We start from the raw sequence: 11,991 nt of genomic DNA on the forward strand, positions 1-11,991 counted from the left end.
TTGCGCCTGGAAATCCGAGCCATATCCCGCATCAAGGCGGGACCTGAACGCACGCTCGTCAATGACTATATCGCCCGCGCCAATAGCGTGGGCCGCCCGATCGGCTTCGGCAGCGTGGAAGAGCGCGAAATCGACAACCGGGCGCTCTCCGGCAAGGCCGCGGAAACCGCGGCTCTTGTCGACGCTTTACCGCCCGGCTGCCTGGTCATCGCGCTCGACGAGCGTGGACAGGGCTTCACCTCCCGTCAGTTTGCGAGCCAGCTCGAGCGTGCCAGAGACGATGGCGTGCGCGATGGAGTGTTTCTGATCGGCGGTGCGGACGGGATGGACCGGCAGACGCTTCCGGCTGGCGTAAAGCTGATGTCGTTTGGTGCCATGGTCTGGCCTCACAAGCTGGTCAGGGTCATGGTAGCCGAACAGATTTTCCGGGCTTTCTCGCTTCTCGCCGGGACGCCCTACCATCGCGACTAGGACCTGACCGGCGTGACCTTGGCCGCCCTATTCTTTGCCCTGATACTCCAGGATGCCGGAACGTCGCCCGCCTTGCCCGACCCGGCCGAGGTCGAGGCCCTGCAACGCGAGGCACGCGAGGCCGAGGAGGTCGCGGCCGAGCGTGCGGCGCGTGCCGATGCGATCGCCCAGGAGATCGCGACGCTCCAGCAACGCTTGATCGACGCTGCCGAACGGGTGCGCGTGCGCGAAGCCGCGGCAAGCGAGGCCGATGCCCGCCTGGCCGAGCTGGAAATGGAGGAGGCAGAGCTGAGAACGGCGCTGGTTCAGGAGCGCGCCAGCCTCTCTCGCGTTCTGGGCGCCCTTCAGCGCATGGAAACCGGCTCCCCCCCGGCCCTCGCCGTGAACCCCGAAGATGCCGCGGAGGCCGCGCGGGCCGCTGGATTACTGGCCAATATCGCGCCGCAGCTGGAAGCGCGCGCCGAGGCGGTGCGGACCCGTCTGCGCGAGCTGGAGACCCTGCGCGAACGCCTGCTTGCACAAGGTGCGCAGGTGGACGATGCGGTCGAGGCGCTGGACGAAACGCGGGCGGAAGTCGAGGCCCTGATCGCCGAACGGCGCGACGCGGAGCGGCGGCTGCGCGCCGAGTCCGAGGATTTGTCGCGCCGCGCTGCCGAGATCGCCGGGCGCGCACAGACACTTGAAGACCTGCTTTCGGAGATAAGGCGCTTCGCGGCGGCCGAACCGCGCCTCAGTCCTCGCCGAACCGACCCGCCGATTGCAGGCGGGAGCGACACGGGCATTCCGGTGCCCCGCCTGCGCCCCGAACCGATGGATGCTGGCAGTCTGGTCGCCGCGCGTCCCCTGCGCGGCGAGGTGGAGGGGATGCGGTTCAGCGACGCGCGCGGGCAGCTTCGCCCGCCCGCCTTCGGACCGCTGGTCACAGGCTTTCGTACCGAGGGGCGCGACGGACAGGCCCGCGACGGAATCTGGTTCGAAACCCGGCCTCGCGCTCAGGTGGTCGCGCCATTTGACGGAGTGGTGGTTTTCGCTGGAGACTTCCAGGCGCTAGAAGGCGTTCTGCTGATCAATACCGCCGATGGGTACACCCTGGTAATTGGCGGCATGGCCGCCCTATATGCCAGAGAGGGACAATCCGTGCTTGCCGGTGAGCCGATCGGAACCACACCGGACCGTGAAAATCCCGCACCGCGGGTCTATTTTGGTATCTTGCGCAGCACAGACCAGCCGGAGGATCCGGAAAACTGGCTGCGGCCCGAATTTCGCAGGGGTTAGACCCGATACCGGTCTTCCCGGCAGGACACAGGACACGACGCATGCGTTTGCACATTCTCGCCTCCGCCGTCATCTTTGGCATCGGTGCCGCGGCCCTTGCCGTTTCCGCCGAAGGGGAAGACCGCCGGGAAGAGACCTTCCGCCAGCTCGAGCTGTTCGGCGACGTGCTCAGCCGCATCGAGTCCGATTACGTGGTCGATCCGGACAAGGCCGAACTGATCGAGTCCGCGATCAATGGCATGCTGTCGTCGCTCGACCCGCATTCCAGCTATCTCAACCCCGACGATTTCGAAGACATGCAGGTCTCCACGACCGGCGAATATGGCGGGTTGGGGATGGAAATCACTCAGCGCGACAATCTGATCACCATCGTCGCCCCCTTTGCCGACACGCCCGCCGACCGGGCCGGACTGGTCACGGGTGACCGGATCCTGGCGGTCGAAGGCGATTCCCTGGTCGGCGCGACGCCGACCGAGGCGGTGGAACGCATTCGCGGGCCGCAGGGCGAGCCCGTCACGATCACGATCGGACGCGACGGCGAAGACGCCTTCGATGTGACGCTGGTGCGCGAGATCATCGAGATCAATCCCATCAGCTACCGGCTCGAGGAAGAGGATACGATCCCGTATCTGCGCGTGACCGGTTTCAACGAGCACACGACCGAGCGGGCCGTGGAGGCGCTGGAAGACATGGAGAATGCCATGGGCGGTCCGCTGCCCGGCCTGATCCTGGACATGCGCTCCAATCCCGGTGGGCTTCTGGACCAGTCCGTCACCCTGTCCGACCTGTTCCTGGACGGCGGCGAGGTCGTGTCCACGCGCGGCCGAGACCCGCGCAGCACGCAGCGCTACAATGCGCGGCCGGGCGACATCCTCGACGGTGCGCCGATCGTCGTCCTCATCAATAACGGCTCTGCCAGCGCCTCCGAAATCGTGACCGGCGCGCTGCAGGACCGCGAGCGCGCGACCGTTCTGGGCCTGACCAGCTTCGGCAAGGGCTCGATGCAGACCATTGTGCCGCTGCGCGGAGGGCGTGACGGAGCCCTGCGTCTGACCACGGCTCGCTACTACACGCCGGCGGGCCGGTCCATCCAGGCCACGGGCATCCAGCCGGACATTCCTGTGTCCGCCCGGCAGCTGGACCCCGATGCGCCGCTGCGCTTCACCGAAGACGCGCTGCGCAATGCGCTGATCAATGAAAACGGCACCGAGCGCGAGGAGATCGCCTTCGAGGACATCGAGCAACCGCCCGAAGACTGGCCCGAGGAGGAGGACTACCAGCTCCATCGCGCCAAGGAGGTCCTGATCTCGATGATGGAACGTCAGTCGGCTCAGTTGCAGTAGGCGAAAACGAAGCCGTTCCGGCGGCTTCGTTAACGTTTCTTTACCCTGACCGGGACACACTCGCGGCTGCTTTTGAACGCCAGTTCCTGCTACCGTTCGGGTCACGCGACATGTCGAGGCTTCCTCAACGCACCTCTCCCTTGCGTATGCCGCTCCTTGCCGGAGCCGGTGCGGCGCTGGTCTGCGCCCTGCTCGCCGGGGGGCTGGCGCTGCTGGGGACGCAGCCGGCACGGACGATCGGCGCACGCGCGCCCTTGCCAGAAGCCCCGGTGGAACTGGCGCGCGCAGAGATCCCCTCCGACGAACCGCAGGAACCGGCTTTTTCAGAAGGCATGGACGAGGACGTTGCGCTGCCGGGCGTCGAGGACGCCGAAGCCGCGCTGAACCCCTCCCCGGAGGCCGCGCCGGTACCGGCGCCGGTCACCCCGGAGGCGCCGCTGGCCGGACTGTTCGAACCGGGGCCCGGCGGGCCCCTGCCGATTATCGCCTCAAGTGGTCAACGCCCGGACCAAGCGTACGCCAAAGCGTTCGACGGCGATCTCGACGCCCCGACCATCGCGGTCGTCATCGGAGGGCTGGGCCTGAACCGCGCTCTGACGCTGGAGGCTATCGAGACGTTGCCGGGTGAGGTCACGCTGTCCTTCGTGCCCTATGCGCGCGATCTTCAGGCCTGGGTCGACCGGGCCCGTGCTGACGGCCACGAGGTTCTGATCGAGCTGCCGATGGAGCCGTTCGACTATCCCAACAACGACCCGGGTCCGCATACTTTGCTGTCTGACGCCAGTGAGGCAGAGAATACGCGGCGCCTGGACTGGCTTCTCTCACGAGCGGCCGGATATACCGGCGTCATCAACTATCTCGGAGCGCGCCTCGGCGCCGATGCAGAGGCTCTGGGCCATGTCTTTTCCGTCCTTGAGACACGCGGACTGACCGTGTTTCACGATGGATCCGGCCGTCGCCCGGCGCTGGCTTCGGCGCAGGAGATGAGCGGAGCGCAGCTGGCCCTGGTCGACCGCCTGGTCGATGCCAATCCGGAGGCGAGCGCGATCGACAACCGGCTGCTGGAACTGGAGGCGCTGAGCCTTCAGAACGGGACCGCACTGGGTCTCGGCTCGCCCTACCCGTCGACCATCGAGAACCTTGCCGCGTGGGCGAACAGCCTGCCGGCGCGCGGATACCAGCTGGCCCCGGCCAGCTTCGTGGCGCGCCAGCGCCTGGCTGCGCAAGCCGATCCGGAATCGTGACGCCGCCCTCTGTCGATCTCGAGCTCTACCGGCCCAATGCCGGGGTCGTGCTCTTCAATACGCAGGGGCTGTGCTGGCTCGGCCGGCGCAAGGGCGCCGAGCCGCCCTGGGTCTGGCAATGGCCCCAAGGGGGCATGGACGAGGGCGAGGACGGCGAGACGGCAGCGCTGCGTGAGCTGTATGAAGAAACGGGGATTCAGCCCGCACAGGTGGAGCTGCTTGGCTCGACGCCGGATTGGCTGACTTACGACTTCCCGCCTGAGGTTCTGGCCCGGCAGAAGAAGAACTGGGCCGGCCAGAAGCAGCTCTGGTTCGGCTATCGCTTCCTGGGCACCGACGCCGATTTCGACCTGACCGCCGTTCCACCGCAGGAGTTCGACGCTTTCCGCTGGGCCGGCCTCGATGAGGCGGTCGACAGCGTCATCCCCTGGAAACGGGGCGTTTACCGCGCTGTGGCGGAGACGTTCAGGGCGTTTGAGGTGCCGACTTAAGGCCCGCCCCCAAGGCTGCTGCCTCACTGCGCACGACTGACACCGAGATCGTGCTGAACCGGGAGAGCATCCCCGCTGCGCCAGGGTCATTCGCCTGAATCGTAACGACTGCACGGTTCTCGTGGTGGGAAATCAAAACGCGCTGATGGGCCTCGCGAGGCTCGGTGTCCCGCTCTCCGGCGAAAACCTCGCCCTCCCACGACATCGCAAGCACGCGCGTCAGCGCCTCGGTCGTCGGCCGGGCTGGCGGACCATAGGCCTGCACCTGACAGGAGCTCTCTGTCGTGCCCATCTGAACCGCTCCACCGGTCGCATTAAGTGACCAGACAGGACCAGGGCCTCCCACCAGTGTGGGACGCTGCGGCGTGCTTTCAATCTGGCTGAGCCTCGACAGGGAGCGCCGGGACCGCTGTGTCGCCTCAATCGGCTGATCGAGTAGAACATATTGCGCACAGTATGAATTTACCGCGTCGACCAAGCCTTGCATGACGGCCTGAACCGACACACCACGATCAGGCGATATATAGGCCGACCGCGCGGCCCCGGCGGTCGTCGCGCTGCAACCGGTCAGATAAAGAGCGATGACCAAGGCGAAAATCCGGGGAGCAAACATCGGCTATCCTTCTAGCAATACATGCTTTGGATGCACCTTTTTTGTGTTCATTCCAAACAAAAAACGCGTGACGCACGAAAAACCCCGGCGCGAGGCCGGGGTTTTGAATCTGAGCAAGGGGCCTGAGGCGGCTAGTTCGCCAGCGCCGCCAGCAGGGATTCGTACTTGTCGATGCGTTCCTGCGCATCGGCCTGCTCGGCCTCCTCGCTGGAGTCCTTGAGGTCTTCGCGCGCTTCACCGAGCTTCTTCTCGATCTGCGTCGCGTCGACATCGGCCAGCGCGATGGCTTCCTCGGCCAGGATGGTCAGCCCGTCTGGAGTGACTTCGGCAAAGCCGCCATAGATGAAGGTGCGCGTCACGGAATTCTCGTCGTGCACCGAGATGGCACCGGGACGGATCGTCGACATGAAGGGCGCGTGGTCGGGCAGGACGCCGAAATCGCCCTCGGTGCCGGGCACCACCACCATCTCGACCTTACCCGAGAACAGGCGCTGCTCGGGCGCGACCAGATCGAATTGAAGCTTGTCAGCCATGGCTCTAGTCCCTTTGAGCGGCGATCGCGGCGTCGAATGAGCGCGCCGCCGCCTCGAACTTGTCCCTGCAGCCGGGATTGCAGAACCCGACGACATGGGTCTTTCCATCGGTCCCGCGATAGACGGTGAGCGCCTCCGCGCTCACCTTGTCGCCGGACCACGGACACACGTCGTTGACGCAGTCCGCGAGCGAGGGCGCCGCGGAAGATCCGCCAGCGCCCGCCGCCATTACGCCGCGTCCGCTGCGAGTTGCTCGGCTTTCTTCACCGCATCCTCGATAGTACCCACCATGTAGAAGGCCGGTTCGGGAAGGTGATCGTACTCGCCGTCGCAGATCGCCTTGAAGCCCTTCACCGTGTCTTCGACCGGCACCTGGATGCCCGGAGAACCGGTGAACACCTCGGCGACGTCGAACGGCTGGGACAGGAAGCGCTCGATCTTGCGGGCACGGGCTACGACCATCTTGTCCTCTTCGGACAGCTCGTCCATGCCCAGGATCGCGATGATGTCCTGAAGCGCCTTGTAGCGCTGAAGGATTTCCTGCACGCGGCGCGCGGTGCGGTAGTGCTCCTCGCCCACGATGCGCGGCTCGAGAATGCGCGAGGTGGAGTCCAGCGGGTCCACGGCCGGATAGATGCCCTTTTCGGCGATGGAGCGGTTCAGAACCGTCGTCGCGTCGAGGTGGGCAAAGGTGGTGGCCGGGGCCGGGTCGGTCAGGTCGTCGGCCGGCACGTACACGGCCTGCACGGACGTGATCGAACCCTTCTTGGTCGAAGTGATGCGTTCCTGCAGCGCGCCCATGTCGGTCGCCAGCGTCGGCTGGTAACCCACGGCGGACGGGATGCGGCCGAGAAGCGCGGACACTTCGGCGCCGGCCTGCGTGAAGCGGAAGATGTTGTCGACGAAGAACAGAACGTCCTTGCCTTCCTCGTCGCGGAAATATTCCGCCTGGGCGAGGCCGGACAGGGCGACGCGAGCACGCGCGCCCGGCGGTTCGTTCATCTGCCCGAAGACCAGGGCGCAGCGCGAGCCTTCCGCCGAGCCGTTATTTTCGGCCGGGTTCACGTTCACGCCGGATTCGATCATTTCCCAGTAGAGGTCGTTACCTTCCCGGGTGCGCTCGCCGACGCCGGCAAACACCGAATAGCCGCCGAACAGCTTCGCGATATTGTTGATCAGCTCCTGGATGAGCACGGTCTTGCCCACGCCGGCGCCGCCGAACAGGCCGATCTTGCCGCCCTTGGCGTAGGGGCAGAGCAGGTCGACCACCTTGATGCCGGTCGGCAGGATCTCCGCCTCGGTGGCCTGTTCGTCGAAGGCCGGAGCCGGGCGGTGGATCGGCGCGGTCGAGCTTGCGCTGATGGCGCCGGCCTCGTCGATCGGCTGGCCGGTCACGTTCATGATGCGGCCCAGCGTGCCCGGACCCACCGGAACCATGATCGGCGTACCGCTATCGATCACTTCGCTGCCGCGTTGCAGACCTTCAGTCGCATCCATCGCGATCGTGCGGACCGCGTTCTGACCGAGGTGCTGTGCCACTTCCAGCACCAGCTTCTGGTCGCCGTTCATGGTCTCGAGCGCGTTCAGGATCGCGGGAAGACCTCCGTCGAACTCCACGTCCACAACGGCGCCGGTCACCTGCACGATACGGCCCTTGAGATTGCTCATCGTCCTAGCCTCTCTCTCGTAACTCTTGTCCGGCGGGGTCCGCCGGAAAAACCTTCGTAACTCGTCCTAGACCGCCTCGGCGCCCGCGATGATCTCGATCAGCTCGGTCGTGATCTTCGCCTGGCGGGTGCGGTTGTATTCCAGATTCAGCTTGTCGATCAGCTCGCCGGCATTGCGCGTCGCGCTGTCCATCGCGGCCATGCGCGCGCCCATCTCGCCGGCCGCGTTCTCGAGCAGGGAGCTCAAGATGACGGTGTCGACATAGCGCGGCAGCAGGGCTTCGAGGATGCTTTCTTCGTCCGGCTCATACTCGTACAGCGCACCCTTCAGGTCGGGACGCGGAACGCTGTCATCGATCGCTTCACGCGCAGGAATGATCGTCTGCGTCTGCGGCTTCTGCGTCATGACGTTGACGAACTCGGCGCTGATGATCTGGCAGACGTCGAATTCGCCGGCTTCGAACCGCGTGCGGATGGACGTTCCGATGCGACCCGCTGTGGCCGAGTCGATCTTCTTGACGTCGCGCAGCTCGATCCGCTCCACGATCTTGTCCGCATACAGGCGCTTGAGCTGCTCGTAGCCCTTCTTGCCGACCGTGATGATCTCGACCGACTTGCCCTCGCGCAGGAGCTCGGAAATCCGCTCGCGCGCGCGCCGCACGATATTCGTGTTGAAACCGCCGCACAGGCCGCGGTCGGCGGTGGCGACGACCAGCAGATAGCGTTCCGACTTGCCGGTACCGATCAGCATGCGCGGCGCATCCGGCCCGGTCATCGAATTGGACAGGTTGGCAACGACCGCATTCATCTTCTCGGCGTAGGGACGCGCGAGTTCGGCAGCCTCCTGCGCGCGGCGAAGCTTCGCTGCGGCGACCATCTGCATGGCCTTGGTGATCTTCTTGGTCGAGTTGACCGAGGTGATCCGGTTTTTGAGTTCCTTAAGGGAGGCCATGGGCTTTCCTTGCTGCCAATCCCTAGACCAGGACCGAGAGGGCGCGTCCGAACTGAATCCCGGCGGCGAACAGAAGTACCGCGGACAGGAAGGCTCCCAGTGTCAGCACTGCGGAGCGCTCCTTGGCATTCAAGTCTTCGAACCAGCCCTTCAAGCCGCCGGTCATGGGATCGGTCTCCCGTCTTGTCTACGCGAAGTGAGTGGTGAAGGCTTCGAGCGTCGCCTTCAGTTCGGCCTGGGTGTCGTCGCTGAGCTTCTTCTCCTTGCGGATGGTCTCGAGCAGGGAGCCCTTTTCCGCATGAAGATGGCGCAGCAATTCTTCCTCGTAGCGGCCGATCTCCTTGACCGGCAGCTTGTCCAGGAAGCCGCGCGTGCCTGCGTACATCACGCAGACCTGCTCTTCCATAGACAGCGGCGAGAATTGCGGCTGCTTGAGGAGCTCGGTCAGGCGCTCGCCGCGAGCCAGCAGGCGCTGGGTGGCCGCGTCCAGATCGGAACCGAACTGGGCAAAGGCCGCCATCTCGCGATACTGGGCCAACTCACCCTTGATCTTGCCGGCTGCTTCCTTGGTCGCCTTGGTCTGCGCCGCAGACCCCACGCGGCTGACCGAGAGGCCGACGTTCACGGCCGGGCGGATGCCCTGGTAGAACAGGTCGGTTTCCAGGAAGATCTGACCGTCGGTGATCGAGATCACGTTGGTCGGAATGTAAGCCGACACGTCATTGGCCTGGGTCTCGATGATCGGCAGAGCCGTCAGCGAACCCGAACCATGATCGTCATTCAGCTTCGCAGCGCGCTCCAGCAGGCGGGAGTGGAGGTAGAACACGTCGCCGGGATAGGCTTCGCGACCCGGCGGGCGGCGCAGAAGCAGGGACATCTGGCGATACGCAACAGCCTGCTTGGACAGGTCATCGTACACGATCAGGGCGTGCATGCCGTTATCGCGGAAATACTCGCCCATCGCACATGCGGTGAAAGGGGCGAGATACTGCATCGGGGCCGGATCGGACGCCGTGGCGGCCACGACGATCGTGTAATCCAGCGCACCGTTTTCTTCCAGCGCCTTGACGACCTGGGCCACGGTCGAGCGCTTCTGACCGATTGCGACGTAGATGCAGAAGAGTTTCTCGTTCTCTTCACCGGTTTCGTGAACCTGCTTCTGGTTCAGGATCGTGTCGATACAGATCGCCGACTTGCCGGTCTGGCGGTCGCCAATGATCAGCTCGCGCTGGCCGCGGCCGACGGGGATCATCGAGTCGATCGCCTTGATGCCCGTCGCCATCGGCTCGTGCACCGATTTACGCGGCAGAATGCCCGGGGCCTTCACGTCGACACGGCGGTTTTCCGCCACGTCCTTGAGCGGACCCTTGCCGTCGATCGACTCGCCCAGCGCGTTCACGACACGGCCCAGCAGGCCCTTGCCGACCGGGGCATCCACGATGGAGCCCAGACGCTTGACGGTGTCGCCTTCCTTGATGCCGCGGTCGTCGCCGAAAATCACGACGCCGACATTGTCACGCTCAAGGTTCAGAGCCATGCCCTTGATGCCGCCCGGAAACTCGACGAGTTCACCGGCCCGCACATCGTCCAGGCCGTGGATGCGGGCAATGCCGTCACCCACCGACAGAACGGTCCCGACGTCGGAGACTTCCGCTTCGGCACCGAAATTCTTGATTTGATCTTTGAGGATCGCGGAAATTTCCGCCGCCCGGATATCCATGGCCTCAAGCCTCTTTCATCGCGTTTCGCATCCCCTCCAACTTCGTACGAAGGGAGGAGTCGAACATGCGCGAGCCGACCTTCACGACCAGCCCGCCAATCAGTTCTGGGTTCACTTCCGCGCGCACCTCGACATCGCGACCGAGGGCGGATTTCAACGCCGCCTGCAGCTCTTTTAGCTGGGCGGCAGTGAGTTTGTCAGCGCTTTCGACATCAGCCGTCGTCGCACCACGGCGCTCGGCAGCCATCTGCTTGAAGGCCCGCACCGCATCAGGCAGATCGCCGGCGCGTGCATTGCGCGCCATGACTGCCACAAAATTCTTCGTCAGATCGCCAAGACCAAGCTTGTCGGCCAGAGCCGAAAATGCGTTCACCTTGTCATCGCGCCCGTAGAGCGGGCTCGCGGCCACAAGACGCAGCTCGGACGACTGCGCAAACGCCTCGCCGAGCGTCGTCAGGTCCGCTTCGGTCGCGTCAAGCGACTTGGCTTCGAGGGCCAGCTCGAACAAGGCCTTCGCATAGCGCTTGCCCGCCTCGCCCGTAATCGCGTTCTCGCCGGTGGTCACCGTTTTCAGGTCCGCTCGCTTCTCATGATTGACGCTTGCTTTGAAGGTGTCGCATTGGACCGCGACCAAGCATCTGAATGTTTTGAACTTTTTTGAGCCAAATTCAGGCGTTGCACGCCGTGCCCGGATCAGTCCGGCGCTCAGTTAGCACAGGGGTCCCTGCCCGGCAACCATATCCAGCCATACCGCGTGCATATCTCTGCGTTGCGCGCCGAGTTCTAGGCCTTTTTGCGCGCCTTCTTCGCGAAAATGTTGAGCGTCTCCACAAGCAGGGAGAAGGCGATCGCGAAATAGAGGTAGCCGCGCGGAATGTGAGAGCCGAGCCCGTCGGCAATCAATGCCACCCCGACCAGAATGAGGAAGGACAGCGCGAGCATCTTCGTCGTCGGGTGACGGTTGATGAAGCCAGCCACGGTCTCCGCAGCCAGGATCATGACCCCGATGGCGAGAACCACGGCTGCGATCATGACCGCAATCACGTCAGTCATGCCCACTGCCGTGATGACGCTGTCGAGCGAGAAAACGATATCGATCAACCCGATCTGCATCACCGTCATGGTGAAGCCCGCCTCGACGGTCCCTGTGTCCTGGGCATCATCGCCCTCCACCGCATGGTGAATCTCTATTGTGGCCTTGGCGAGCAGGAAGCCGCCCCCGGCCAGCAGCACCAGATCGCGCCAGCTGAACTCCAGCTCGAACAGGGTAAAGGCCAGCTGCTCCAGCTGGGCGATCCACACCAGGCCGATCAGCATCACGACGCGCAAGCCGAGCGCGAGCAGCAGGCCGAGCCGGCGAGCCATTGCGCGCTGACTCTCCGGTAGGCGGTCAGCCATCACTGCGACGAAGATGATGTTGTCGATCCCCAGCACGATCTCGAGAAAGGCCAGCGTGACGAAGGAGGCCCAGATGGCCGGATCGGAGAGGAGTTCAAACATGCAAAAAGGAACTTCGATCTGAGGAGCGGGGACGGTGTCTGCCTATCCTAACTCGGTCAAGGGCCATCGAGTTGTCGGGCACGCGCAGTTTTCCCGGAGATTTAACGATTATTCACTCAGAGATTGCGCTCCCTAGCGATAGCCTGGAGCGCAGACCATTTCCAACACGGGTATGCGCCATG

13 protein-coding genes are annotated in these 11,991 nt (G+C 64.5%); 5 read left to right on the forward strand and 8 right to left on the reverse strand.

What is annotated here, in order from left to right:
- The 5 genes from E5162_RS11660 to E5162_RS11680 all read left to right on the forward strand — a co-directional run bounded on the left by E5162_RS11660 (position 1) and on the right by E5162_RS11680 (position 4,824).
- Complete coding sequence (locus tag E5162_RS11660) at positions 1-471, forward strand: 23S rRNA (pseudouridine(1915)-N(3))-methyltransferase RlmH (RefSeq protein WP_135945427.1); 471 nt, start codon at positions 1-3, stop codon at positions 469-471.
- A 12-nt stretch (positions 472-483) separates the two neighbouring features.
- The gene (locus E5162_RS11665; protein WP_135945428.1) at positions 484-1,746 is read left to right on the forward strand and encodes a murein hydrolase activator EnvC family protein; all 1,263 of its coding nucleotides are present in this window, start codon (positions 484-486) and stop codon (positions 1,744-1,746) included.
- Between the two features lie 41 nt (positions 1,747-1,787).
- Entirely contained in the window at positions 1,788-3,089 is a 1,302-nt protein-coding gene (locus E5162_RS11670; protein WP_135945429.1) for a S41 family peptidase, read from the forward strand.
- Positions 3,090-3,199: 110 nt separating this feature from the next.
- A complete protein-coding gene (locus E5162_RS11675; protein WP_135945430.1) occupies positions 3,200-4,333 on the forward strand; it encodes a divergent polysaccharide deacetylase family protein in 1,134 nt (377 codons plus the stop codon).
- On the forward strand, positions 4,330-4,824 hold the full coding sequence (locus tag E5162_RS11680; protein ID WP_135945431.1) for an RNA pyrophosphohydrolase: 495 nt from the start codon (positions 4,330-4,332) through the stop codon (positions 4,822-4,824). Before E5162_RS11675 ends, E5162_RS11680 begins: the two co-directional genes overlap by 4 nt.
- 744 nt (positions 4,825-5,568) lie before the next feature.
- On the opposite strand, the gene E5162_RS11685 is transcribed toward E5162_RS11680, so the two are convergent.
- From E5162_RS11685 to E5162_RS11715, 8 genes are all read right to left on the reverse strand, one after another.
- Positions 5,569-5,970: a F0F1 ATP synthase subunit epsilon gene (locus tag E5162_RS11685; protein ID WP_135945432.1), complete on the reverse strand. Its 402-nt coding sequence runs from the start codon at positions 5,968-5,970 to the stop codon at positions 5,569-5,571.
- Positions 5,971-5,974: 4 nt separating this feature from the next.
- Positions 5,975-6,199 (reverse strand): glutathione S-transferase, encoded by a 225-nt coding sequence (locus E5162_RS11690; RefSeq protein ID WP_135945433.1) that lies wholly within the window; start codon positions 6,197-6,199, stop codon positions 5,975-5,977.
- Positions 6,199-7,638 carry a F0F1 ATP synthase subunit beta gene (gene atpD, locus E5162_RS11695; RefSeq protein ID WP_135945434.1) on the reverse strand — a complete coding sequence of 480 codons (1,440 nt, stop codon included), beginning with the start codon at positions 7,636-7,638 and terminating at the stop codon, positions 6,199-6,201. Before atpD ends, E5162_RS11690 begins: the two co-directional genes overlap by 1 nt.
- 66 nt (positions 7,639-7,704) lie before the next feature.
- Complete coding sequence (locus E5162_RS11700; protein WP_135945435.1) at positions 7,705-8,589, reverse strand: F0F1 ATP synthase subunit gamma; 885 nt, start codon at positions 8,587-8,589, stop codon at positions 7,705-7,707.
- A gap of 22 nt (positions 8,590-8,611) precedes the next feature.
- Positions 8,612-8,755: a hypothetical protein gene (locus E5162_RS14770; protein ID WP_158291295.1), complete on the reverse strand. Its 144-nt coding sequence runs from the start codon at positions 8,753-8,755 to the stop codon at positions 8,612-8,614.
- A gap of 21 nt (positions 8,756-8,776) precedes the next feature.
- Complete coding sequence (gene atpA, locus E5162_RS11705; RefSeq protein WP_135945436.1) at positions 8,777-10,309, reverse strand: F0F1 ATP synthase subunit alpha; 1,533 nt, start codon at positions 10,307-10,309, stop codon at positions 8,777-8,779.
- Positions 10,310-10,313: 4 nt separating this feature from the next.
- The gene (locus E5162_RS11710) at positions 10,314-10,874 is read right to left on the reverse strand and encodes a F0F1 ATP synthase subunit delta (protein ID WP_135945437.1); all 561 of its coding nucleotides are present in this window, start codon (positions 10,872-10,874) and stop codon (positions 10,314-10,316) included.
- Between the two features lie 218 nt (positions 10,875-11,092).
- Positions 11,093-11,809: a TerC family protein gene (locus tag E5162_RS11715; protein WP_135945438.1), complete on the reverse strand. Its 717-nt coding sequence runs from the start codon at positions 11,807-11,809 to the stop codon at positions 11,093-11,095.
- Positions 11,810-11,991 lie beyond the last annotated feature (182 nt).

It is taken from the genome of Marinicauda pacifica, from assembly GCF_004793635.1.
Taxonomy (GTDB): Bacteria; Pseudomonadota; Alphaproteobacteria; order Caulobacterales; family Maricaulaceae; genus Marinicauda; species Marinicauda pacifica.